This is a genomic window from Polaromonas sp. P1_H6, from assembly GCF_056405195.1.
Genome location: NZ_JBFUCN010000009.1, coordinates 20,613 through 43,323, shown reverse-complemented (window position 1 = coordinate 43,323; position 22,711 = coordinate 20,613). Strand labels below are relative to the sequence as shown.

At 63.8% G+C, this 22,711-nt stretch carries 22 protein-coding genes and 1 tRNA gene; 10 read left to right on the top strand and 13 right to left on the bottom strand.

The features are described 5' to 3' along the window. Positions 1-162: 162 nt before the first annotated feature. Positions 163-2,253, top strand: coding sequence for an ATP-dependent helicase (locus AC1D1F_RS10540; RefSeq protein ID WP_477696226.1), 2,091 nt, complete (start codon positions 163-165; stop codon positions 2,251-2,253). 115 nt (positions 2,254-2,368) lie between these two features. Here AC1D1F_RS10540 and AC1D1F_RS10535 read toward each other — a convergent pair whose 3' ends face one another. Then, positions 2,369-3,187, bottom strand: a complete 819-nt coding sequence (locus AC1D1F_RS10535; RefSeq protein ID WP_477675333.1) for a phosphate/phosphite/phosphonate ABC transporter substrate-binding protein — start codon at positions 3,185-3,187, stop codon at positions 2,369-2,371. A gap of 377 nt (positions 3,188-3,564) precedes the next feature. Between AC1D1F_RS10535 and AC1D1F_RS10530 the strand changes: the two genes are divergently transcribed. The 7 genes from AC1D1F_RS10530 to AC1D1F_RS10500 all read left to right on the top strand — a co-directional run bounded on the left by AC1D1F_RS10530 (position 3,565) and on the right by AC1D1F_RS10500 (position 11,775). After that, a complete protein-coding gene (locus tag AC1D1F_RS10530) occupies positions 3,565-3,951 on the top strand; it encodes a hypothetical protein (protein ID WP_477675334.1) in 387 nt (128 codons plus the stop codon). A 59-nt stretch (positions 3,952-4,010) separates the two neighbouring features. Beyond that, positions 4,011-5,213, top strand: a complete 1,203-nt coding sequence (locus AC1D1F_RS10525) for a phospholipase A (protein ID WP_477675335.1) — start codon at positions 4,011-4,013, stop codon at positions 5,211-5,213. An 82-nt stretch (positions 5,214-5,295) separates the two neighbouring features. Next, positions 5,296-6,612, top strand: coding sequence for a cation:proton antiporter (locus tag AC1D1F_RS10520; protein WP_477700717.1), 1,317 nt, complete (start codon positions 5,296-5,298; stop codon positions 6,610-6,612). A 238-nt stretch (positions 6,613-6,850) separates the two neighbouring features. Then, complete coding sequence (locus tag AC1D1F_RS10515; RefSeq protein ID WP_477675337.1) at positions 6,851-8,056, top strand: imelysin family protein; 1,206 nt, start codon at positions 6,851-6,853, stop codon at positions 8,054-8,056. A gap of 15 nt (positions 8,057-8,071) precedes the next feature. Next, entirely contained in the window at positions 8,072-9,526 is a 1,455-nt protein-coding gene (locus tag AC1D1F_RS10510) for a di-heme oxidoreductase family protein (RefSeq protein ID WP_477675338.1), read from the top strand. 5 nt (positions 9,527-9,531) lie between these two features. After that, the gene (locus tag AC1D1F_RS10505) at positions 9,532-10,623 is read left to right on the top strand and encodes an imelysin family protein (protein ID WP_477675339.1); all 1,092 of its coding nucleotides are present in this window, start codon (positions 9,532-9,534) and stop codon (positions 10,621-10,623) included. 9 nt (positions 10,624-10,632) lie between these two features. Next, positions 10,633-11,775 carry a DUF1513 domain-containing protein gene (locus AC1D1F_RS10500; protein ID WP_477675340.1) on the top strand — a complete coding sequence of 381 codons (1,143 nt, stop codon included), beginning with the start codon at positions 10,633-10,635 and terminating at the stop codon, positions 11,773-11,775. Positions 11,776-11,798: 23 nt separating this feature from the next. On the opposite strand, the gene AC1D1F_RS10495 is transcribed toward AC1D1F_RS10500, so the two are convergent. Next, the gene (locus AC1D1F_RS10495; RefSeq protein WP_477675341.1) at positions 11,799-12,629 is read right to left on the bottom strand and encodes a hypothetical protein; all 831 of its coding nucleotides are present in this window, start codon (positions 12,627-12,629) and stop codon (positions 11,799-11,801) included. Between the two features lie 192 nt (positions 12,630-12,821). Then, positions 12,822-13,106 (bottom strand): DUF4148 domain-containing protein, encoded by a 285-nt coding sequence (locus AC1D1F_RS10490; RefSeq protein ID WP_477675342.1) that lies wholly within the window; start codon positions 13,104-13,106, stop codon positions 12,822-12,824. A gap of 207 nt (positions 13,107-13,313) precedes the next feature. Between AC1D1F_RS10490 and AC1D1F_RS10485 the strand changes: the two genes are divergently transcribed. Further along, entirely contained in the window at positions 13,314-14,240 is a 927-nt protein-coding gene (locus tag AC1D1F_RS10485) for a LysR family transcriptional regulator (RefSeq protein ID WP_477675343.1), read from the top strand. Between the two features lie 399 nt (positions 14,241-14,639). Next, a complete protein-coding gene (locus tag AC1D1F_RS10480) occupies positions 14,640-14,960 on the top strand; it encodes a DUF4148 domain-containing protein (RefSeq protein WP_477675344.1) in 321 nt (106 codons plus the stop codon). A 202-nt stretch (positions 14,961-15,162) separates the two neighbouring features. Here the strand turns inward: AC1D1F_RS10480 and AC1D1F_RS10475 are convergent, their stop codons facing one another. The 10 genes from AC1D1F_RS10475 to AC1D1F_RS10430 form a co-directional block, all read right to left on the bottom strand. After that, entirely contained in the window at positions 15,163-15,999 is an 837-nt protein-coding gene (locus AC1D1F_RS10475) for a hypothetical protein (protein WP_477675345.1), read from the bottom strand. Between the two features lie 260 nt (positions 16,000-16,259). Beyond that, positions 16,260-16,616 (bottom strand): copper-binding protein, encoded by a 357-nt coding sequence (locus AC1D1F_RS10470; protein ID WP_477675346.1) that lies wholly within the window; start codon positions 16,614-16,616, stop codon positions 16,260-16,262. A 12-nt stretch (positions 16,617-16,628) separates the two neighbouring features. Further along, a complete protein-coding gene (locus AC1D1F_RS10465) occupies positions 16,629-17,117 on the bottom strand; it encodes a DUF411 domain-containing protein (RefSeq protein ID WP_477675347.1) in 489 nt (162 codons plus the stop codon). A 23-nt stretch (positions 17,118-17,140) separates the two neighbouring features. Continuing rightward, positions 17,141-17,638: a cupredoxin domain-containing protein gene (locus AC1D1F_RS10460; RefSeq protein WP_477675348.1), complete on the bottom strand. Its 498-nt coding sequence runs from the start codon at positions 17,636-17,638 to the stop codon at positions 17,141-17,143. A gap of 119 nt (positions 17,639-17,757) precedes the next feature. Beyond that, positions 17,758-19,170, bottom strand: coding sequence for a multicopper oxidase family protein (locus AC1D1F_RS10455; protein ID WP_477696228.1), 1,413 nt, complete (start codon positions 19,168-19,170; stop codon positions 17,758-17,760). A 28-nt stretch (positions 19,171-19,198) separates the two neighbouring features. Continuing rightward, the gene (locus tag AC1D1F_RS10450) at positions 19,199-20,620 is read right to left on the bottom strand and encodes a TolC family protein (RefSeq protein ID WP_477675350.1); all 1,422 of its coding nucleotides are present in this window, start codon (positions 20,618-20,620) and stop codon (positions 19,199-19,201) included. Beyond that, entirely contained in the window at positions 20,604-20,936 is a 333-nt protein-coding gene (locus AC1D1F_RS10445; protein ID WP_477675351.1) for a hypothetical protein, read from the bottom strand. The genes AC1D1F_RS10450 and AC1D1F_RS10445 overlap by 17 nt, the downstream gene beginning before the upstream one ends. Before the next feature lie 128 nt (positions 20,937-21,064). Further along, positions 21,065-21,484, bottom strand: coding sequence for a hypothetical protein (locus AC1D1F_RS10440; protein WP_477675352.1), 420 nt, complete (start codon positions 21,482-21,484; stop codon positions 21,065-21,067). A gap of 410 nt (positions 21,485-21,894) precedes the next feature. Then, positions 21,895-21,970 (bottom strand) — tRNA-Phe (locus tag AC1D1F_RS10435). A 59-nt stretch (positions 21,971-22,029) separates the two neighbouring features. Beyond that, positions 22,030-22,710, bottom strand: coding sequence for a response regulator (locus AC1D1F_RS10430; protein ID WP_477680942.1), 681 nt, complete (start codon positions 22,708-22,710; stop codon positions 22,030-22,032). Position 22,711 lies beyond the last annotated feature (1 nt).

The window sequence follows — 22,711 nt, the reverse complement described above, 5'->3', positions numbered from 1 at the left end:
CCGTGAGGATTCGCTGCGGGCATTTATTCCCTGAATCCGGAATTTCGGGTGTTCCCCGCACCGCGGACCGCAAAAGGGCAACCGCTATGATTTGCCCTTCACCGGCAGTCCTTGACATGGCCGGTCCCGCGCATTTTCTCTCCTTGGAATCGATTCTTTTTCATGACTCACGGCCTGAACCTCGCCCAACAAGAAGCCGTGAACTACCTGCATGGTCCCTGCCTGGTGCTGGCGGGCGCGGGTTCGGGCAAGACGCGGGTGATCACGCACAAGATCGGCCGCTTGATCCAGTCGGGGCTCAAGCCGGAGCAGGTTGCCGCGATCACCTTCACCAACAAGGCCGCCGCCGAGATGCGCGAGCGGGCCAAGGCGTTGATCGGCAAAAGCGCCAAGGGCGTGCTGATCTGCACCTTCCACGCGCTGGGCGTGCGCATGCTGCGCCAGGACGGCGCGGCCCTGGGCCTGAAGCCCCAATTCTCGATTCTCGACAGCGACGACGTGACCAGCATCATCAAGGACGCCGGCGGCAGCACCGATGCGGCCACCGCGCGGCAGTGGCAGTGGACCATCAGCCTCTGGAAGAACATGGGCCTCAACGCGGCCGAGGCCATGGCGCAGGCCAACGGCGACGAGGAACGCGCCATCGCGCGCGTCATGGCGCACTATGAAGAACGCCTGACCGCCTACCAGAGCGTGGACTTCGACGACCTGGTGGGCCTGCCGCTCAAGCTGCTGCGCGAGCACGACAGCGTGCGCGGCAAATGGCAGGAGTCGCTCAGCCATGTGCTGGTCGACGAATACCAGGACACCAACGCCACGCAGTATGAAATGCTCAAGCTGCTGGTGGGCCCGCGCGGCCGCTTCACCGCGGTGGGCGACGACGACCAGTCGATCTATGGCTGGCGCGGCGCCACGCTGGACAACCTCAGGAAACTGCCGCAGGACTACCCCAACCTCAAGGTGGTGAAGCTCGAGCAGAACTACCGCTCGACCAGCGCCATCCTGCGTGCGGCCAACAACGTGATCGGCCCCAATCCCAAGCTGTTTCCCAAGACGCTGTTCAGCGAGCTCGGCGAAGGCGAGCCGGTGCGCGTGGTCGACTGCGACAGCGAGGAACACGAGGCCGAGCGCGTGGTGGCGCGCATCCAGAGCCTGCGCGCCGAAGGCAGCCTGCAGGCCGAGGGCGGGCAGTACAAGGAGTGGAAAGACTTCTGCGTGCTGTACCGCGCCAACCACCTGGCCAAACCTTTCGAGAAGGCTTTTCGCAAGGCCAACATCCCCTACAAGGTTTCGGGCGGGCAAAGCTTTTTCGACCGCGCCGAGATCAAGGACCTGTGCTGCTGGATGCGGCTGCTGGTCAACAACAACGACGACCCGGCGTTTATGCGCGCGGTGACCACGCCCAAGCGCGGCATAGGCCACACCACGCTGGGCGCGCTGGGCAACTTCGCGAGCCAGTCCAAGCAGAGCCTGTTTGAGGCGCTGTTCAGCAACTCGCTGGGCTCGGTGCTGCCGGCCAAGGCGGTGGGCTCGCTGCATGAGTTCGGCCGCTACCTCAACGACCTCGAGTACCGCGCCAAACGCACCGTGGGCGCCGAGGACGCGCGCGCTTTCCTGAATGACTGGCTCAAGGAAATCGACTACGAAAAACACCTGTACGACGGCGAGGACAGCGAGAAGCTCGCGGCCGCGCGCTGGACCAATGTGATGGATTTCTGCGACTGGGTGGCCCAGCGCTGCGGCGGCCAGATTGACGACGCCTCGGGCGCGGTGGTGGCCGCCGAAACCAAGACCATGCTGGAGGTGGTGCAGACCATCGCGCTGCTGTCCACCATCAGCGAACGCGAAGGCGACCAGAACGTGGTGACGCTGTCCACCCTGCACGCGGCCAAGGGCCTGGAGTGGCCGCACGTGGTGCTGGCCGGCGTGAACGAGGGCCTGTTGCCCTTCAAGCTGGAAGACGACGACGGCACCAATACCGACAACATCGCGCTGCGCCTGCAGGAAGAGCGCCGCCTGATGTATGTGGGCATCACGCGCGCGCAGCGCACGCTGGCCGTGAACTGGCTGCGCAAACGCAAAAAAGGCCGCGACATGATCCCCGGCGCGCCCAGCCGCTTCATCGCCGAGATGGCGCTGGACAAGGCCACGGTGAAGGAAGACCCGCGCGAAAAGCTCAAAGCCTTGCGCGCGGAGTTTGCGAAAAAATCCGCTGAAGGGATTGCGGCAGCTGCGGCTTCCGAGACTCGTTAAAGCGCCACCGCTCCCATTTCTAGTTCAATGCGAGATTAGGCGCGACCCCGCAGACAGTGCTACAGCACGGCAAGGGGGCTGCAACGACATATCGCGTTGAAATAGGAATGGGACGTCACAGCCCGAGCCATTTGCCGAGGTCCATCAGCTTGGCCTGGTCATACTCGATGAACCCCTGCACGGCGAGCGCATCCAGCCGTTTTTTGCCGTCGGCGGATTGATCCAGCCCCACAAAGTAGGCGGTGATCTGGGCGCGCTCCGCGTCGGTCAGCTTGCCGCTGGCGAGCAGATGCTTGATGGGTACGGGCTTGCTGGTGGCCAGCACCTTGCCGCCCTTGGCCTGCCAGTCCTTGACCACCGCGCGTGACGCGGTGACGCCTGAGGCGACCATGTTGTTTTCCACCATGAAGGGCACCGCATCCTGCAGTTTGACGTAAACGGTTTCCACCGGTTGCGTCCCGAGCGCGTCTCGCAAGGTGGCGCGCATGATCACCGAGGTGATGGAGTCTTCACTGGGCGCGCCTATCTTGAGGCCCTTCAGGTCGTTGAGGGACTTGAGCGGGGAGTCGCTGCGCACCATGAAGGAAGCGCTGTAGTCGGTGAAGCCCTTGGTCAGTGCGATCAGGCGGTAGCCGTTTTTGGACATCGCCCGGATGGAATGGTGGGCCGGGTGCACATAGGCGATGTCGTAGCGCTGCTCGGCCATGCCCGCCGCGAGTTCTTTGTAGTCTGTTACGGGCTGTATCTTGACCGGGCGCTTGAGCAGCTTGCCCAGGTCCTCGGACAAGTCCCGAAAACGCTCGACGGTCGCGCCCGGATTGACGCGATAAGTCACGCCTTCATTCACGGCGAACACCAATGGCGCCCCCTGGGCCGAGGCTTGGCCAGCCAGCAAAGCCAGCACCAGCACACTTATGTATTGACGGATTTTCATGGTGGGGCCTTTCGGAGTAAAAAATGGAAACAAATTCAGTATCTCAGTTACAAATGGTTTCAACTCGCGGGTTTGCCTGAGTTGCGCGTCATAGAAGATGTATTCGTGAGATAGTGCGCAAGCCCCAGGCTGCGCGTTGCTTAAACCCCGCACCTCACCGCCCGGGTTTTCATTCCACCGCTGCGCAGACCGGCCGCCCCGGCCAGGTTTGCGCAGCGTTCCTGCAGCCCCGTTCCGAACGGCCTCGAGCCGTCGTTCATCTGTTCATGACTTCGAATACCTTCCGATTTGCTCTTTTGTTGATAGCAAGCTGCACTCTGTTTACCGGGGCAAGCGCCCAAACCAAAGCTGATAGCGGATGCCCCGCGGCGACGGACATGAAGGCCGCGCAGCTTTATGGCCTGTGGGCCGTGCGTTTTTCCAACCCGCCCGCCGGACTGCCGGCCCGCGCCACCATGCTGCTGGAGCGGCACGCCGAATTCGCCGAAAGCCTGGCCGGCGTTGTGAGCCGCGACCTGGGGCCGGCCGGCGGCTCCAAGGCCATTGCCGGCCATGCCGCCAAGGCCGCGCTGGCCGGCGACCTCGAGGGCGGCATGCTGCTGCTCGACGAGTCTTCCGACAACGTGAGCATCACCGGCACCTGGAACGGCGAGATGGTCGAGGGCTCCTGCGGCAAGGCCTTCAAGGGCAGCTGGAAAGACACCAGCAGCAGCGCGCCCGACAACGCGCCCGATATTCCCTTCACGCTGACCCGGCTGCCTTGAGCCCCAAGCGCGGGCGCCTGAAAATTCCTTTAAAACATCACCGAACCGACTGCCCAACCATGCGACCGATACCCTCCCTATTTGCCGCGCCCCTGCTGTGGGGCGGCCTCCTGGGGCTTTTCGCCATGTCCCCGGCGCCGGCGCAAACCTCTTCTTCGGCTTCGGCACGCGCCCCCGCCACGGGCTGGCAGGCTTGCCAGGCCATGAAGGCCGACCCGGCCGCGCAACTGGCCTGCTTCCAGCAATGGGCGGACGCGCAGACGCCGGCCAACATGCCCGCGCCCAGCCTCACCACGGCGCCGGCCAATCCGGCGACCGGCCAGCCGGCCACGCCGGTGCTGCTGCTGCCTTCGCTGAACACCGAGGCGCCGGACGGCAAACCCATAGGCTGCAAGAACACCAAGTACTCCGAACTCTCGCGCTTCTGGGAGCTGCAGCGCGGCACCGACTGCGACACTTTCTCGCTGCGCGGCTACCGGCCGATCTCGCTGGCGGTGGTCACCTCCGACAGCGTGAACATGCAGCCGTCGTCGCCGTCGCTGGGCCATACCGCGCTGACTTCGCAGCCCTATATGCGGACTGAAAACAAGATCCAGCTCTCGGTGCGCACCAAGATCGCCAAGGGCCTGCTGAAGAACGGCCCCGAGGACGAGGACGACCACGACTCGCTGTGGTTCGGCTACACGCAGCAAAGCTACTGGCAGCTGTTCAACGGCGCCATCTCACGGCCTTTCCGCACCACCGACCACGAGCCCGAAATCCTCTATATGTACCCGCACCAGATCCCGCTGGCCGGCGGCTGGACCTACCGGCTCTCGGGCCTGGGGCTGGTGCACCAGTCCAACGGCCAGTCGCTGCCGCTGTCACGCAGCTGGAACCGCGTCTACCTGATGGGCGCGGCGGAAAAGACGCTGGGGCAGGACTCGGGCCTGATCCTGCAGGGACGCATCTGGGACCGGCTCAAGGAGTCCTCGGGCAACGACGACAACCCCGGCATCGAGAACTACATAGGCCGCGCCGAGGTCACCGGCAGCTGGCAGATCAACAAGGCCAATACAGTGGGCGTGACGCTGCGGCACTCGCTGCGCAAAGAGGCCCGCGGTTCTGCGCGCCTTGACTGGATGATGGCACCCGCCTCGTCGCCCAACTACACCGGCCTGCGCTACCACGTGCAGCTCTTCAGCGGCTACGGCGACAGCCTGGTGGACTACAACCGCAAACGCAACGTCCTGAGCGTGGGCCTGAGCTTGGTCGACTGGTAGCCGCGGCGCCGCCGCCCATAGCCAGCACAAGACGGCGTGCCGGCTGATACACACAGGCGCGCACCGGCCGTAAGCTCGGGCCATGAACGAGCCCACCACCTTCACCCTGGCTTGCATCGTGGCCGGCGCGCTGCTGATCGCGATGACGCTGGGGGGCTCCTTCATCGCGCGCCTGCCGCTGAGCGCCGCCATGCTTTATCTCGGCGTGGGCGTGGCCGTCAGCCCGGTGGGGCTGGGGCTGCTCAAGCTCGACGCGCTGAAGAACGCCGTGCTGCTGGAGCGCCTGACGGAAGTGGCGGTGCTGGTCTCGCTGTTCACCTGCGGCATGAAACTCGAATTCCGCCGGCACGACGGCCGCTGGCGCATTCCGGTGCAGCTGGCGACGGTGTCCATGGTGCTCACGGTGGCGGCCGTCGCCGCGCTGGGCGTGTACCTGCTGAACCTCCCGCTGGGCGCGGCCGTACTGCTGGGCGCCATCCTGGCGCCCACCGACCCGGTGCTGGCCTCCGACGTGCAGGTGGCCGATCCCGGCGACCGTGACCGCCTGCGCTTCGGCCTCACGGGTGAAGGCGGGCTCAACGACGGCACGGCCTTTCCTTTTGTCATGCTCGGCCTGGGCCTGCTGGGCCTGCACGAACTCGGCGAAGGCGGCTGGCGCTGGTGGGCCGTCGACGTGCTGTGGGCGGTAGCCGGTGGCCTGGCACTGGGCTGGCTGCTGGGCACGCTGGTGGGCCGCGCCATCCTCTACCTGCGCATGCGGCACCGCGAGGCGCTGGGCTCGGACGAATTTATCGCGTTGGGGCTGATAGGGCTCACCTACGGCCTCGCGCTGCTCAGCCACACCTACGGATTCCTGGCGGTGTTCGCGGCCGGGCTGGCACTGCGCCGCATTGACGAGCCCCATGTGCGCCCGCAGGCGCCGGCACCCGTCCCCGGCGAAACGCTGAGCCCCGCGGACCAGGAGGCTTCGGGTGCCGAAGCGCCGGCCCACATGATGCGCGCGGTGGCGCGCTTCAACAGCCAGCTGGAAAGTTTTGTCGAAGTCGCCATCGTGCTGGCCGTCGGCGTGCTGGTGGCCACCGTGCGCTTTCGCCCGGAGGTGCTGTGGTTCATCCCAGTGCTGTTCCTGGTGGTGCGGCCGCTGGCGGTTTACATCGGCCTGCTGGGCACACGGGTCAGGGGCGCGCAGCGCAACCTGATGGGCTGGTTCGGCATACGCGGCATCGGCTCGCTCTATTACCTGCTCTACGCCATCAACCACGACATCCAACGCGCGCTGGCCCAGCAGCTGCTTTCGATCACGCTGGCCGTGGTGGTGGCCTCGGTCGTCGCGCACGGCGTTTCGGTCACGCCGCTGATGAAGCGCTACGAAGCGCGCAAGGCCGGCCGGCGGCGCTGAGAGCTGCTCAAAAACCCTCCTGGCGTTGTTGCACCGCCTTGCCGCACTGGTGTGCTGTCTGCGGCGGCGCGCCTAGCCAGGACCGCTTCGCTGGGTTTTGAGAGCGGCTCTCATCTCCCATTTTTTGCATCACCGAACCTGGCGGAAATGACCCGGTATTTCGTATGCCGTTGATATTGATAACTATTCTCATTTGTATAATTCCCTTTTTCGCCAATCCCAAAATCCAGGAGCCGCCATGACACCCGTGCTGAAACCCGTCTTTCTTGCCACCCTGCTTGCCCTGCTCGCAGCGCCCGCCATGGCCCAGCCCGCAGCGGCCGCAAGTGGCACCGTGGCGGCAGCACCGGCCGCGCAAGCCGTGACGGCGCCCGCCGTGGCCAAGCATTACGCGCAACTGGTGCTGGCCAGCTATGAGGACACGCTGGCCGGCGCGCTCACGCTGCAAAAGGCCGTGCAGTCCTTCACCGCCGCGCCCTCGGACGAAGGCCTCAAAGCCGCGCGCAAGGCCTGGCTGGACGCACGCGAGTTTTACGGCCAGACGGAGGCATTCCGTTTTTACGGCGGCCCCATCGACGACAAAAACGGCCCCGAAGGCCGCATCAACGCCTGGCCCATGGACGAGTCCTATGTCGACTACGTGAAAGACGCGCCCAACGCCGGCATCATCAACAATCGCAAGGCCGTCATCGGCAAGAAGCAGCTGGCCAGCCTGAACGAGCGCAACGGCGAAGAGAACATCGCCACCGGCTGGCACGCCATCGAATTTTTGCTGTGGGGCCAGGACCTGAGCACCACCGGCCCGGGCAACCGTTCGTTTGAAGATTTTGTGGACGGCAAGAAGCCCAACGCCGACCGCCGCCGCCAGTACCTGCAGGTGGCGACCGAGCTGCTGGTCGACGACCTGCGCAGCCTGACCAAGGCCTGGGCGCCCACGGCCACGTCCTACCGCGCGAAGTTCGAGCGCGGCGGCATGGAGTCGGTGCGCAAGATGTTTGTCGGCCTCGGCTCGCTCTCGCGCGGCGAACTCGCGGGTGAGCGCCTGGAAGTCGCGCTGGCCAGCCAGGACCAGGAAGACGAGCACTCCTGCTTTTCCGACAACACGCACCGCGACGTGGTGAACAACGCCAAGGGCATACAGAACGCCTGGCTGGGCCAGTACAAACGCGCCGACGGCAGCACGCTCAGCGGTGTTTCGCTGCGCGAACTGGTGGCCGCGAAAAACCCGGCGCTGGCCGAACGCACCACCCAACAGATCGCCGCGTCGGTCGCCGCCGCCGAAGGCATACGGGCGCCGTTTGACCGTGAGATCGTCGGCGCCAAGGACGCGCCCGGCCGCCTGCGCGTGCAGAAAACCATAGACAGCCTGGTGCTGCAAAGCAAGGACCTGGTCGAAGCGGCCAATGCGGCCGGCATCACCAAGCTGACCCTGGTCAAACCTTAAGTGTTGCGCACCGCTTTGCCCCGACCGCTCCCGCGCTCCCTGCGCGCGGGGCTGCTGTGGCTGGCCGTGACGGGCCTCGCGGGCCTGGCCTTCTGGGCATCCGCAGGGCCCGCCGGCCAGGACGGCGCCGCGCCCGATGACGAAAAAACCGGCGGCGACACCACCGTGTTCGCCACCGGCCAGAACGCCTTCTCATTTCCGCTGGCCAACCTGCCCGATGAGGAGCGCACGCGCTTCGTCATCGGCAATTCGTTTTTCAAGCGCAACTGGGTGCAGGCGCCATCGTCGACCACCGCGCGCGACGGCCTGGGCCCGCATTTCATCGCCCGCTCCTGCGGCGGCTGCCATGTGCAGGACGGCCGCGGTGCGCCGCCGGATTTCACGCGCGGCCTGTCCGACCAGCCCGTGGGCCTCTTGCTTCGCCTGTCGATTCCGGGCAAGGACGCGCACGGCGGCCCCCTGCCCGACCCGGTGTATGGCGACCAGTTTTCCAACTTCGCGGTCCAGGGCGTGACGCCCGAGGGGCAGATCTCGTTGCGCTACGACACCTTGCGCGGCAAGTTCGCCGACGGCACGCCCTACCAGTTGCAAAAGCCCCGCTACGGTTTCAGCAAGCTCAACTACGGCCCCATGGCCAAAGACGTGATGCTGAGCCCGCGCATCGCGCCGCAAATGGCCGGCGTGGGTTTGCTCGAGGCGATTCCCGAGGCTGAGATCCTGCGCAATGCGCGCGACCACGCGGCCCTGGGCGGGCCGGTGCGCGGCGTGGTCAACCAGGTATGGGATGCGCCCACGCAGCAAATGCGCGTGGGACGCTTCGGCTGGAAGGCCAACGTCGCCACGCTGGCCCACCAGACCGGCGGCGCTTTTCTCGGTGACATGGGCATCACCTCTCCGCTCTTTCCCAAGGAAACCTGCACGAACGCGCAGAAAGACTGCCTGGCCGCGCCGCGCGGCGCGCAAGGCAAGGCGCCCGAGATCGACGAGAAGACTTTTAGCGACGTGGTGTTCTACGAAAGCACGCTGGCGCCGGCCGCGCGGCGCAACCCCAAGGATGCCCAGGTGGTGCAGGGCCAGAAGCTGTTTGCCCAGGCGCAATGCGCCGCCTGCCACCGCCCGAGTTATGTGACCGGCGAGATTCCCTTTCCGCGCCTGGGTAGCAAGGCCGCGCAGGGCCAGACCATCTACCCCTATACCGACCTGTTGCTGCACGACATGGGCGAAGGGCTGGCCGACGGCCGGCCCGACTTTCTCGCGAACGGCCGCCAGTGGCGCACGCCGCCGCTGTGGGGCCTGGGCCTGGTGCCCGACGTTAACGGCCACAACCGCCTGCTGCACGACGGCCGTGCGCGCGGCGCGCTGGAGGCGGTGCTCTGGCATGACGGCGAGGCCAAGGCCAGCAAGGACAAGGTTTTGCAAATGAATGCGCAGGAGCGCGCCGCGCTGGTCAAATTCCTCGAATCGCTGTGAGTGCCATGAAATCCTTTTTTGCACCCTTGAAGCCGGCCTTGGTGCTCCTCGCCGGTGCCGCCGTCCTGCTGGGCGGCGCCGCGCAGGCGCAAACCGTCCCTTCCAACGTCGCGGTGCCGTTTTACACGGCCGGCGATTTCATGCGTGGCGTCTACCGCTTCTGGTACGCGCCGCAAGCCGCCGCGTTTGCCGAACAGGCCGGAGGCCTTCCCACGGCGATCGCCGCGGTCTGCGATGCGGACGCCGATGCGGCCGCGGCCAGGCTGGAGCAGGCGCGCGAACGCTGGAAAGCCAGCGCTCTCACCTGGGACCGCCTGAGCGGCGTGCAGATAGGCCCGCTGGTGCAGCGGCGCTCGGCGCGCCAGATCGACTTCACGCCGACGCGGCCCGAACTCATCAAGCGCGCGATCCAGGCTGCCCCGCAAGACGCCACCGCCATGGAAAGCGTAGGCACGCCGGCCAAGGGGCTGCCGGCGCTGGAGTGGCTGCTGTGGATCCAGCCCATCGCGCCAAGCACACCCGCCTGTCGCTATGCGGTGCAGGTGGCCGCCGACATCCAGCGCGAAGCCGACATCCTCGCCAAGGCCTTCGACGAACTGGCCGCCCGGCCGCCCGGCCAAGGCGAAGAAACCCAGGGCCCCGCGATGAGCGAACTCGTCAACCAATGGACCGGCGCACTGGAGCGGCTGCGCTGGGCCGAAATGGAAAAGCCCCGCCTCGCCGGCAGCGCGCAAGGCGGCCGCAACGCCGCCGCTTATGCACGTGGTGCCAGCGGCCAGACGGCCGCGCGCTGGGCCGCGCAGTGGCAGGCGTTGCGCACGCTGGGCGCCTCGCAAGCCTCCGAAGCGCCCCGGCCCGGCGAGGGCCTGGCGCCGATTGAAACTTATCTGCGCGGCCTGGGCCGCAACGAACCAGCCGACGCGCTGGCGCAAAGCGTGGGCAAGGCCGACAAGGCGCTGCAGAATCTCTCGCCCGCGAACCGGGCCGGCGTCATCGCCGCCGGGCGCTCGCTGGCCGACCTGAAAAAACTCGCGGAAGCCGAGATCGCGCCGGCGCTCGAGGTCAGCATCGGTTTTTCAGACGCCGACGGCGACTAGAAATCCGCCATGCAGCAAGCCCAGACGACATTGCAGCGCCGGCAGTGGCTGGCACTACTGGCCGCGGCCGGTGCGGGTGCCTGGTTCAAGCCGGCCCTGGCAGCGGCCGCCGCCCAGCCGCTGCAACTGGCGGCGGCCTGGGAGGCGGCCCATGGCTATCAGGTCGGTGTGCTGGCTTATCGCGGTGACACGCTGAAGGTCAGCGCCGCCCTGGACGTACCGACGCGCGCCCACGGCGTATGGGCCGAGCGCGGCGGCACGCTGCTGGCCGTGGCACGCCGGCCGGGGGACTGGCTGCTGCGCTGGCGACCCGTAGGCGAAGGCAGCGCCAAGGCCATCGCCTGGGCTTGGGCTGACCCGGACCGCGCCTTCAACGGCCACGTGATCGCCGGCCCCGGCGGCAAGACGCTCTACACCACCGAAACAAATCTCGAAACCGGCCAGGGCCTGGTGGGCCTGCGCGATGCCGCCACGCTTGAAAAAATAGGCGAATGGCCGACCCATGGCATGGACCCGCACGAACTGCTGCTGGATGGCGACGGCAGCCTGGTCGTGGCGAACGGCGGCATTCCCGCATTGCCGGAAACCGGCCGTCTGAAAATTCACATGGACCGCATGGACGCCTCGCTGGTGCGGCTGGACACGCGAAACGGGGCCCTGCTGGGCCAGTGGCGCCTGGCCGACAAACGCCTGAGCCTGCGGCACATGGCCTGGGGCCGCGCGCCGGCGGCGGGCAGTGCGCGTGTACTGGGCATCGCCCTGCAGGCCGAGCATGACGACACCGCGGCCAAAACCACCGCGCCCGTGCTGGCACTTTTTGACGGCCAGAAGCTGCAGACCTGTGCGGCAGGCGCCGGGCAGGTGCTTGCAGGTTACGGCGGCGACATCGCCTGGGCGGCAGGCGGCTTTGCCGTGGGTTGTCCGCGCGCCAACGGCGTGGCCGTGTGGCAAGCCGATGGGCGCTGGACGGGATTTTTCCCGCTGGAAGAGGCCTGCGCCGTCGCCTCAGCTTCTACGGCGGGCGAAGCTGACACCACACTCTGGGCCGGCGGGCGGCTAGTCGCGCTGATGCGCGACGGCACGGGCCGCACGGCTTCGCCAGTGCTCAAGAACGTGCGGCTGGACAATCACTGGACGCCGATGGCGGGCTAGAGTTCGCCTTTATCCGGCGCACTTCACTGCTTCTTCCACAGCTCACCGTCCCTGGAACGGTAAGTGCCACCCGTGGCGCAGCAGCCTCCCGCACCGAAGGCGATGCGCCCGAGGGTGACGGTGACGACACCGTTGTCTGCCTGCAGCGACTGCCGCTCGCAATACGTGAAGAATGGGTAGAGATCGGGTTCGAGCACCATCTGCCAGCCGTTCTCCCCGGACTCCTTGGACTCCCTGGCCTCCTTGGGTATCGCGCGGTAGACCTTGCAGTCATGCACCGCGAGGTGCACCGGCTTGCCGTCCAACGTCCCGTTGAATACGCGCTCCGGCGGCACCGCCGCCATAGGATCCGGCTCGGCAGGTGGCGCAACAGGGACACTGCCGGCGCCTGCCAGCCCCAATCCAACCCCCAGCCCGGCAGCCAGCAGGAGCTGACCCCAGAGCATGTTCCGCTCCGGCCTCGTCACCGGCGAAAACCCCTGCCACGCCAGCGTGGCCGCAGCCGCGGCCGACAGCACAGTGGGAACCCAGACCAGCAGCTCCGCTGCTTCGGTGGATGGACTGATCGTCCAGGCAACAGCCAGCACGGTCGTATTGACCAGCAACAGCACAAGGCTAGCCCATGGCCGGACCCGGGAGAACAAGCCGGCAATCAGCAAGAGCACCGCACACAGCAGCATCGCGGGCAGGACCACCACGCCTGAGAACAGCAGCTCGAACACGCCCAGCAGCCAGCCACCACTGCCTGCCATCTTGCCCACGGTGTACAGGTAAAGCGCCACTGCCAGGCCCGGCAGGGCCAGCAGCTGCGCGGCAACAAAGGCAAAGGCGTAAGGTGTGTTGGAGGTTCTCAAGATGACGGGGATTCTAGAGTGCGGCTGAGATACCGCCGATGCGGCCCAGGCAGACCGCTCCGCAGAAATCGCCGGCGGAAGAATTGAAAAAGTGTTCCTGCGTTTGTCAGGCACCAATGCAATCGCCCCGGCAACCCTTTCAGGCTGCCGGGGCGATTGCGCCAGAACCGGCCAAAGCCGGCCTTGCACAGCTTATTGCTGGCTGGGCTTCACGAGCTCGGCTGCAGCCTGGGGAGCCGTGCCGGTCTTTTCGGCACGCGGAGCGGCCAGGTTTTGCTGGGCGGTCGCGCCGTTGAAGCCCGATGCCGCGTTGGCCTTCTGGGCCTGCAGCACTTCGCTTTTGACTTCAGCGCGGGTTTTGCTCGAAGGCGCCTGCATCTGGTCCAGCAGGAAGGCGTTCAGGGGCTGGGCGGACGCGGCCACGGAAGTCAGGGCGGCAACAGCAACAACAGCGGCGGCAACAAAGTTCGATTTCATGATGAATATCCTCTCAAAAGTTAAGTGACGTTCCGGGCATGGCGGGCTCATCTCCCCGTCTGTCCAGCCTCGGTGAGTCGCCTTGTAAGTGGCTTCGGCTCATCGATGTATGAACTGTATTCCTGTTAAATCGAACAAAAAATACCAATTCCCACAATACATTGCTGTTAAATTAGCAACAATAAAGGTGTTATATAAGGGTTAACCATGGACCGACTCCAATCAATGCGCGTATTCCAGCAGGTGGTGGACGACGGCAGTTTTGCCGCCGCGGCGCGCAAATTCGACATGTCGTCCGCCGTCGTGACCCGCCTGGTCGGCGACCTGGAAGACCACCTGGGCGTGCGCCTGTTGCAGCGCACCACGCGCCGCCTGGCGCTGACCGATGCCGGCGAAACCTACCTGGCCCGCGTGCGGCACATCCTGAGCGACATCGACGAAGCCCACGCCGCCGCCCAGGCCCATGCGCAGGAAATGTCCGGCACCATACGCATCATGACGCCGCCGGTGTTCGCCGTGCATGTGCTGGCGCCGCTGGTGGCCGAGTTCGGCCGGCGCTACCCCAAGGTCGTGCTCGACATCCATGTGGACTCGCCGCTGGTGCCTCCGGTGGAAGACTACGACCTCACCCTGCTGGGCGCGGCCGACACCTTCGATGCCAACATCATCGCGCGACCCATTGCTTCGTCCGACGGCGTCCTTTGCGCCTCGCCGGATTACCTGCGCCGCAACGGCACACCGGCGCGGCCCGAAGACCTGCCGCAGCACCACTGCCTGCGCGTCAAGGCAACGGCCAACAGGCACCGCGTCTGGCGCCTGACCAATCCCAACGAAGGCAAGCGCGTCGTCGAAGTGCAGATCGAACCCAGCATGCTGGTCAACCACACCGACACCTTGATACGCGCCTGCGTGGACGGCGCCGGCATCATGAGCCAGTCCATCGACCTGGTGGCCAATCACCTCAACAGCGGCGCGCTGCAGCGCATCCTTTCGCCCTGGATCACCGGCACCAACACTTTGTATGCGGCGCTTCCCAGTCGCAAATTCATCCCGGTGCGCACCAGCGTGTTCCTCGAGTTCATGACCGAGTACACACGCAGGGTGATCAAAAAAATGGACACGCGGCAGGACTGAGTTTTTACCGGATTTTTCGCGCGGCCCTGGGCCGCGGCATGGAAGACCGGCGGCTCATCCCCACATAAGCAACAAGGCGGGCGCGATCACGCACCGGCCGGCTTCACGCATCCGGTGCGGCATCAAGCCATTCAAGCTGCGCGGCGAAGGCTGCACGCGTTCTTGACGCGATGCTTTCAAAACTTCCATGTGAGAAAAGTTCCGCGATTCCGCGTTTTCATTGTTCCAGTTTCGGCAATGGAATGTTCTGCAAACGCGCACTTGTCCAAGGGGCTTGGCGGAACAAGCTTGGATGCATCGGTGAGCCACATTCATAACAGCGACTCAGCGAGGAAGGCCCCTCGGGCACACAGCCCGTCCGACCGGATTTTTTCAAAAACTGTCTAAAGGAAATTCATCATGAAATCGAATCTCGTCTCCGCCTCCGTTCTTGCCGTCTCCGCACTCGCCTTCTTCGGCTCCGCCAGCAGCTTCGCCGAAGGCCGCGATCCGTTTCCGCAAGACCAGGTGAATTCGGTCAGCACCAAGACCCGCGCTGACGTTCGCGCCGAACTCGCGCAAGCCCAGCACGAAGGTTATTCCGTGAACATCGGCCCAACCTACCAGGCTCCCGAAGCCAGCGCACCCGCCAGTACCCGGAGCCGTGCCGAAGTGAAAGCCGAAGCCGGCAGCGCCGTGTCGGTCTCCACCCTTGAGCGCGACTACCCCGTCGTTCAATAAGCGCTCTACGCGCACTTGATTGCCGGACGGAGTTGCAAGAGGCTCCGTCCCAGGCCGTTAAAAACACAAAACCTCCTGCAGCGCTTGCGCTGCAGGAGGTTTTAAAGTGCGCGCCTGCCGAGCCTCAGACGAAGTGCCGTTCCCCTTGGAGGCTCTCTTGATGGAACAGAGCGCACCCGCATATGCGACCGCCGGGTTGGCCTCAACCCGCCAAGGCAGTCTCAAGAATAGGCCGTATGTCCCGGTTCCGAAAAGCCTCAAATCCAGATTCTTCTATGGCTTTACGGCGATTTTCATTGAAGACAATGTTGTGGCACTCTTGAACAAGCATTGACGGAGACGCCACGCAGATTCCGGCGCGAATATCCTCCTCAATAACCGTTTCTGGATCAATGTCTGCCACTACGGCTTTGCGATTGGCCAACAGATAAGAAACGCGAACGACTTCGAATATTTTTTTTGCCGTATAGAGATTGATATTCACGATGACTTTTGATCGCGCAATCAACTCATCCCTCTCCTTCCCATACAGGCCGCACACAAAGACTGACTTGAGCCCGGAATGGCACAGATGATGGAACGCATCCATGCGATCGGGTCCGGGTGCTCCGTACATCAGAACGTCGATGTCCTGGATCGGCGCTTTGGGAATTCGCGTCAGAGGTTCCGCATAACCCACCGGTACGATCCGGCAATCCGCATTGAGCTTCTTCCACACATCCGCATTTCCTTCACTGTAATCCCATATTTTGAAATTCGCCGCGGCATGCATCAGCGCCGGCTTCAGTAAAGTCGCGCCTCGAATTTGCTCGAAGTTATAAACAATTGTGGAGGGCGGCAGCTTGCTCACCACATCCATCTCAAGCATCTGGGCGCCAAAGATGATGTTCGTTGCCGACTCAGAGAAGGTGTCCACGCCGGACTCCACTGTGTGCCCCAACTCACGCAGGCCCCAGACGACGGACTCAACGACTTCCAGGTAGGCGTTTAATCCATACGCCCTGCCATTGCTCATGATGTGGGTGACGTGGTATTTCAATTAAATTCCTGGTATTGGCTGCAGCTGAAATTCATCGATCCAGCCCTGAAGCCGTTGTTAAGCATCATTGTCGATAGCCTGCCGGGCGCTTTGCAACGCAGCCTCGGCCAAGCCTTTTGCCGAGATGCCCTGGGGACGGCACTACGTCGGGCATCTTACAGGCGTTCCGTACCCTAAGAGGCGGCGGCGCGTCCTGAAAACTCGACGATCCCGCGAACCCCGCCGCGGACCGCCATTGACTCGCGGCGATCCGGGTCGCCTTACCTGGCTGGCTGGATTTCCGTGACAACGATGGCGCCGCCGGCAGATTCGGCCTTGAACCGGATCTTGTCGCCCGTTTTGACGGTGTCCAGCATGGCTGCGTCCTTGACCTGGAACACCATGGTCATACCCGGCATTTCCAGGTTTTTGATCTCGCCATGCTTGATGGTGATCTTCCTGGCCTCTTTATCGACTTTGCGGATTTCGCCGTCGGCCATCTCGGCGGACGGTTTCGCCGCTTCTTTGTTTGCTTCATCCATCGGCATGGCTCCGCTACCGGAGTTCATGGACGATTGCGCGTGTGCCGCGCCGGCAAACAGCGCGGCGAGGATCAGAAGGGTTTTGAGGGATCTCATGGTTTATTCCTTTTAAGAAGAGCTTGAAGATTTCGCGGGATACGACTTGAATATGCTGGTGCTGCCATCGGGTTTGACCAGCAGCACGTCGTAAGCGTCCTTGCGCTTTCCGTACATGGGGCCGTCCATGCCCGGAGAGCCGACGGGCATCCCGGGCACCACCAAACCGATGGCCTTCGGGCGCAGTGCCAACAGGCGCTGTATGTCACTTGCGGGGACATGTCCTTCAACGGCATAGCCGCCGACCTGTCCGGTGTGGCATGAGCCCAGCTTCGCGGGTATGCCAAGCCTCGCTCTTGCCGCCGTATTGCCGCCGTCGTTGACCCGCACGTCAAAGCCGCTGTCTTCCAGGTGTTTCACCCAGTCTTTGCAGCAGCCGCATTCGGGGTCTTTCCAGACCTCGACGAAGGGACGGGTTTTGGCGGACGTGCCGCCACTGAGAACGAGCTGCGTGCCGGCGACAAATACCGGGAGAGCTTTGAGAAACGAGCGTTTTTGCATAGCGGCCTCCATCAGCGCCCGGATTACCTGGATGCCACCACAGTGACCTTGCCCACCATCCCGGCCTGGTAGTGACCGGCGATCAGGCAGGCATAGTCAAAAGTTCCGGCCTTGTTGAAGGTCCAGATGATCTCCCCCGTCTTGCCGGGGCCGACGTGGGCCATGTAAGACTCATCGTGCTCCATGTTCGGAAATTTCATCATGAGCGCGGCATGCTCATCAAGGTCCTTCTTGGTGCCAATCACCATCTCGTGCAGGGTCTGCCCGCCGTTTTTGATCACGAACCTGATCGTCTCGCCCTGCTTGACTTCCAGCTTGTCAGGATTGAATCGCATGTTGTCTGTCATGGTGAAAGTCACGGTGCGGGTCACGGTTTTGGCGTCGCCGGCGATACCCCACGCTTTCTGCTCCTTTTTGACAGGCCCCTCCTTTTTTGCGTGGGTTTCGTCGCCATGCGCCAAAGCGAAGGTACTTGCGCCGGCGATCAGGGTGGCGAGGATTGTGGTGTTGATTCTCTTCATGGGTGTTCCTTGGGTTAGTGTGGATAAGAGGTTGTGGAAAAAGATCAAGTCACTCTCCGCCACTCAGACACAGGAGCTGCTGGCGGTTGTGTGTTTCATAAGTTTTCCTTGGTTTGGGATCAATGCTTCATGTTGCCCATGGGCTTGCGCACCTGGACTTCAACTTCTTTGGCCGGCATGTTCTGGACCGGCATGGATTTACCGCCCTCCGCGGCGAAGCGCGCGGGGTTGGGCAACGACCCGGTCCATTCATAGGCCACCTCGCCGGCGGGATGCTTGTACCAGCCGGGATCCTTGTAGTCGCCGGCCTTCTGGTCCTTGCGCACCTTGACCATCGAGAACATGCCCCCCATTTCGACCGAGCCGAACGGGCCGGTTCCGGTCATCATGGGTGCGGTGTTGTCCGGCAAAGGCATTTCCATCTCGGCCATATCAGCCATGCCGCGCTCGCCCATCACCATGTAATCCGGAATCACATGAGTGATCTCGCGCGCCACTTTGCGATGGTCCACGCCGATCATGGTCGGCACGTCGTGGCCCATCGCGTTCATCGTGTGGTGGCTCTTGTGGCAATGAAACGCCCAGTCGCCCTCCTCGTCGGCGAGGAATTCGATCTGCCGCATCTGGCCGACGGCGACGTCGGTGGTGACCTCGTACCAGCGGGTCGATTTCGGGGTCGGGCCTCCGTCAGTGCCGGTGACGAGGAACTCGTGCCCGTGCAGGTGGATCGGGTGGTTGGTCATCGTCAGGTTGCCGATCCGGATGCGCACCTTGTCGTTCTTGCGCACCACGAGCGGATCGATCCCGGGGAAGACCCGGCTGTTCCAACTCCACAGGTTGAAGTCCAGCATGGTCATGATCTTGGGCGTGTAAGCACCTGGATCAATGTCATAGGCATTGAGCAGGAACACGAAGTCCCGGTTCACCTCATCGATCAGGGGATGCCTGGCCTTGGGATGGGTGATCCAGAAGCCCATCATCCCCATGGCCATCTGCGTCATCTCGTCGGCATGCGGGTGGTACATGAAGGTGCCGGGGCGCATGGCCACGAATTCGTAGACAAAAGTCTTGCCCACGGGGATGGCCGGCTGGGTCAAACCCGACACGCCATCCATGCCGTTGGGCAGCCGTTGGCCGTGCCAATGCACACTGGTGTGTTCCGGAAGTTTATTGGTCACAAAGATGCGTACCCGGTCGCCTTCGACCACTTCGATGGTGGGCCCGGGCGACTGGCCGTTGTATCCCCACAAATGCGCCTTGAAGCCCGGGGCCATCTCGCGCACCACGGGTTCGGCCACCAGGTGGAACTCCTTCACGCCGTTGTTCATGCGCCAGGGAAGCGTCCACCCATTGAGGGTGACCACCGGGTTGTAGGGACGCCCGCTATTGGGCACCAGGGGTGCCATGGTGTCAGGCCTGGTCTGGCTCACCGGCTCGGGGAGCGCCGCCATGGCGACCCTGCTGACGGCAGCGGCGGCTACCGCCGTGGTCAGCGCGCCGGCGCCTGCCAGGAAATTTCTTCTGTTGGTCATTGGAGTTCCGTAGATTTTGTTTTGGCCCTCAATGGCCACCTTCGACGCCACCACCGGCGGCACCTGATACAGGCATCGCGCCCATGGCGGTCGGTTTTCCGATGATGGAAGCGGCAAGCGCCGCGTCCGCCAGCCAATACTGCTGGTAGGCATTGATGGCGGCTGTGACGCTGGAAATCTGCTCCCGGGTGTCGGCCAGCAGTTCGAAGACGCCGATCAGCATTCCGTTGTAGCGAAGGACGTTTTCTTCCGCCATCGACTTGCGCAGCGGAACAACTTCGTCGCGATAGTGCTTGGCGACGTCGTAGGCAGTCCGGTAGGCCGAGTAGCTTTCGCGCAGCTGTGACGAGGCGCCCCGCACGGTACTTTCGTAGCGGTTGGCCGCCGCCAGGGACTGGGCGTTCATGGCGTCGCGGCGTGCCGACCCCCAATCAAAGATCGGCAGGCGAATACCCAGCTCGTAACCCCTTCGCGGCGTCCTGGTGCCGGCGGCTTCGTCGATGACGGTGTCGCGACGGATTCCAAGCTCCACGTCGACCAGGCTGGTGATCAGATTCAGGCCTTGTGAGCGTCCGGCCACATCGAGCTGGTGGCGCGCCATCTGAACGTCGATACGTTGCTCCGTCGCATTGGCATTCACCGCGGCGGGCTGGCGAGGTTCTTTGGGCAGATCGGGCAACCGTTCAGGCAACTTCAACACGTCGGCCTGGGCATCCGTCAGGCCCAATTGCCGGATCAGTTCCTCCCGCGCGGCTGTCGCGGCGTGCTGGGCGGATGCCAGCTGCGCCGCGGAATCGGCGTAAAAACTCTGCTGGCGCGCCCGCTGCAGTTTGTTGAAGTTACCCACCTGCTGCATGCGCCGGGCAAGCTCGGCCCCGGCCTGCGCGGTGGTATTGACCTGGCCCGCATACTGCAAACTCTGCTGGGCACCTACGGCCCTGACCCAGGCTTGGCGGACCTGCGTCACCTGCTCGACCACACTGGCGCCAAGCTGCACTTTGGCCTGCGCCACCTGCCCGCGCGCGATGGACACGCGTTGCGGCAAGGTCAGCAAGTCCAGCAAGCCAAACGACAGCAGGCGGCCAAGTTCGAGTTCTGAGCCCATGCGGGTGCGTTCAAAGGTGAACAACGGATTGGTGATCCGGCCGTTCTGGCTTGCCGTGGCCATATCGGCCCAGCTTTGGGCCAACAAGGTTTGCACCGCAGGGCTGTTGGCCAGCGCCAACTGGACAGCGTCATCCATGCCCAGCGGTTTAGCCAGCAGTTCATCCGCGAGTTTGCCGCGTGCCTGGCGCTGCTGGCCGGTACGGCTGAGTTCGAGCTTGCCTTGGGTGAAGGTGTTGGTGCTGCCATTGGCATCGCCAAGAGCTTCTTCGAAATTGACGGAAGCGCAACCGGCCAGCACCAGCGTCGCCGTGGTCATCGCGCCGAGTTTAAAAATGGTGTTCATGGCGCTCCAGGGGTTTGGCTGGCGCGTTGCGTGCGCCACCCGGTGGCGGCGCTTCAGGCGTCTGCGCTTGCCTGGCTTCCTTGGCGTAGGCACGCCAGCCGCCGATACGGGCGGTGGTGTCGTTGGCTTCCTTCCAGTTCACCGTGGACTCTTCGGTGTAGGGCTTGTAGCCGTCCATGGCCGACCGGAAAGCCGGCGGTGGGTTTGCCTGGGGTGCGGGTGCCGGACTGGCCAGCGGCGCAGGGCTTTGCGCGGCCGACAGGCCCGGCAAAGCGGATATCAGAACCAGCCCGTAGGCCAGCAGGGAGTTAAACATGGGATTCCTCGCGGTTTCATGGAACGGCGACAGCAAAGGCCTCTCTCGCAAGGGAGATCAGCTTTGATGGCGAACGATGAAAAGCACCCGCACCGCGGAGCCCGAAGGTCCGCAGCCAGCCGGGTGCGTCAGGCGCGAGGTGGTTTCTCGGGCAGGGCCGAGGGTACGCTGTGAACCAGGGCCGAAGGCTCGATATATACAGTGCCGGGAATGGAATGGATTGCCACTGTCCGGGTAGCGGTGGTCATGCCGACCAGGTTGCAGCAAGAGGCACATACGCCGCATTTGTGGGCCGCGTCGGGTAGCTGGTTTTGCGCATCCGGGGCCTGCTCGGAGCCGGTTGCTTGCGTTGCCTCTGCATGCATCGCGTGATCGAGAGCATCCTTGGAAGCATCAGCATGGTGATGATGGTCTTCAGGATCGGCTGGCGTCTGCAAAGCCATATGGTCGACGCTCTTGCCGCAATACTGCATCGATGCCGAGGCAAAACCCTGCATGGGCAAAGCCAGCATCATGAGCCAGAGCAGGAACGTACAAAAACGCGACATGGTTTCTTGATTCTATGGATTCTTTTAAGTTCCGGCGGGATGCCACGACACCAAACCACGACTCTAAACCTTGCCACTGTAGGAAGGTCAAGGCGCTATTCGCCTCGATATGTAAGAAGGAGCACGTCTTTGTGGGGCAGCTGGCTAAAGGCCTGCAAGTTGCCGGGTTTCCAGCGCCGGCAGTTCGGGCGCATGCGAACATTGAAGCGATGCCTAATCCGGCTGTGCGCGGCCCGTATTTGAAGGCCTTCCCGGCCTTAGCTCGGACTACAACATTCACTGGAGGCGAGAATTCCTTGGCTAGATACGCCAGAGCCGAAATCCCAAGCATTCCACCGGAATTGTAGAAATCCTGCCCGAATTGTAGAAACGCCCCAGGACCCGAAAAGGGCGCTGGGGCGCATGGAATATGGTGGCCTGGGGCGGAATCGAACCACCGACACAAGGATTTTCAATCCTCTGCTCTACCGACTGAGCTACCGGGCCTGAGCCTCAGATTATATATCAGCCAAAAGGGGTGCCCGGCCGGCCGGTTGGGAGAGGCCTCAGATGCCGCGTTTGCCGCGCGTGAGGTCGACGCCCAGCTGCTTCAGTTTGCGGTACAGGTGGGTGCGCTCCAGGCCGGTTTTTTCCGCGACACGGGTCATGGAGCCGCCTTCCTTGGCCAGGTGGAATTCGAAATACGCTTTCTCGAATTCGTCGCGCGCATCGCGCAGCGGTTTCTCCAGCAGGAAGCTCTGCGTGGCCTGGGGTCCCATGTCGACGGGCGCCGGCAAGCTGCCGCCGGTCATCACGGCCTCGACCGTGAGGTCGGCCAGGGGCAGTGCCGAATTGCTGTTCGGGGCGGCCGGCTTGCGCGGGGCTGTCTTGCTGAGGCCTTGCTCGACGGCCTTGAGCAGCTTTTGCAGCGTGATGGGTTTTTCCAGAAAGGCCATCGCGCCTATCTTGGTGGCCTCGACGGCGGTGTCTATGGTGGCGTGGCCGCTCATCATGATGACCGGCATGCTCAGCAGGCCGCTGGAGGACCACTCCTTGAGCAGGGTCACGCCGTCGGTGTCGGGCATCCAGATGTCCAGCAACACCAGGTCGGGCCTGGAACGCCCGCGGGCGGCACGCGCCTGCGCCGCGTTTTCGGCGAGCTCGACCTGATGCCCTTCGTCATTGAGAATTTCTGAGAGAAGGTCGCGTATGCCCAGCTCGTCGTCGACCACCAGAATATTTGCCATG

Coding starts and splice junctions, on each gene's coding strand:
- AC1D1F_RS10485 (WP_477675343.1), top strand. CDS start 13,314: ATGGACCGACTCCAATCAATGCGCGTATTCCAGCAGGTGGTGGACGAC.
- AC1D1F_RS10450 (WP_477675350.1), bottom strand. CDS start 20,620: ATGAACACCATTTTTAAACTCGGCGCGATGACCACGGCGACGCTGGTG.
- AC1D1F_RS10525 (WP_477675335.1), top strand. CDS start 4,011: ATGCGACCGATACCCTCCCTATTTGCCGCGCCCCTGCTGTGGGGCGGC.
- AC1D1F_RS10460 (WP_477675348.1), bottom strand. CDS start 17,638: ATGAAGAGAATCAACACCACAATCCTCGCCACCCTGATCGCCGGCGCA.
- AC1D1F_RS10535 (WP_477675333.1), bottom strand. CDS start 3,187: ATGAAAATCCGTCAATACATAAGTGTGCTGGTGCTGGCTTTGCTGGCT.
- AC1D1F_RS10500 (WP_477675340.1), top strand. CDS start 10,633: ATGCAGCAAGCCCAGACGACATTGCAGCGCCGGCAGTGGCTGGCACTA.
- AC1D1F_RS10430 (WP_477680942.1), bottom strand. CDS start 22,710: ATGGCAAATATTCTGGTGGTCGACGACGAGCTGGGCATACGCGACCTT.
- AC1D1F_RS10530 (WP_477675334.1), top strand. CDS start 3,565: ATGAAGGCCGCGCAGCTTTATGGCCTGTGGGCCGTGCGTTTTTCCAAC.
- AC1D1F_RS10455 (WP_477696228.1), bottom strand. CDS start 19,170: ATGACCAACAGAAGAAATTTCCTGGCAGGCGCCGGCGCGCTGACCACG.
- AC1D1F_RS10490 (WP_477675342.1), bottom strand. CDS start 13,106: ATGAAATCGAACTTTGTTGCCGCCGCTGTTGTTGCTGTTGCCGCCCTG.
- AC1D1F_RS10480 (WP_477675344.1), top strand. CDS start 14,640: ATGAAATCGAATCTCGTCTCCGCCTCCGTTCTTGCCGTCTCCGCACTC.
- AC1D1F_RS10505 (WP_477675339.1), top strand. CDS start 9,532: ATGAAATCCTTTTTTGCACCCTTGAAGCCGGCCTTGGTGCTCCTCGCC.
- AC1D1F_RS10465 (WP_477675347.1), bottom strand. CDS start 17,117: ATGCAAAAACGCTCGTTTCTCAAAGCTCTCCCGGTATTTGTCGCCGGC.
- AC1D1F_RS10470 (WP_477675346.1), bottom strand. CDS start 16,616: ATGAGATCCCTCAAAACCCTTCTGATCCTCGCCGCGCTGTTTGCCGGC.
- AC1D1F_RS10445 (WP_477675351.1), bottom strand. CDS start 20,936: ATGTTTAACTCCCTGCTGGCCTACGGGCTGGTTCTGATATCCGCTTTG.
- AC1D1F_RS10515 (WP_477675337.1), top strand. CDS start 6,851: ATGACACCCGTGCTGAAACCCGTCTTTCTTGCCACCCTGCTTGCCCTG.
- AC1D1F_RS10440 (WP_477675352.1), bottom strand. CDS start 21,484: ATGTCGCGTTTTTGTACGTTCCTGCTCTGGCTCATGATGCTGGCTTTG.
- AC1D1F_RS10540 (WP_477696226.1), top strand. CDS start 163: ATGACTCACGGCCTGAACCTCGCCCAACAAGAAGCCGTGAACTACCTG.
- AC1D1F_RS10520 (WP_477700717.1), top strand. CDS start 5,296: ATGAACGAGCCCACCACCTTCACCCTGGCTTGCATCGTGGCCGGCGCG.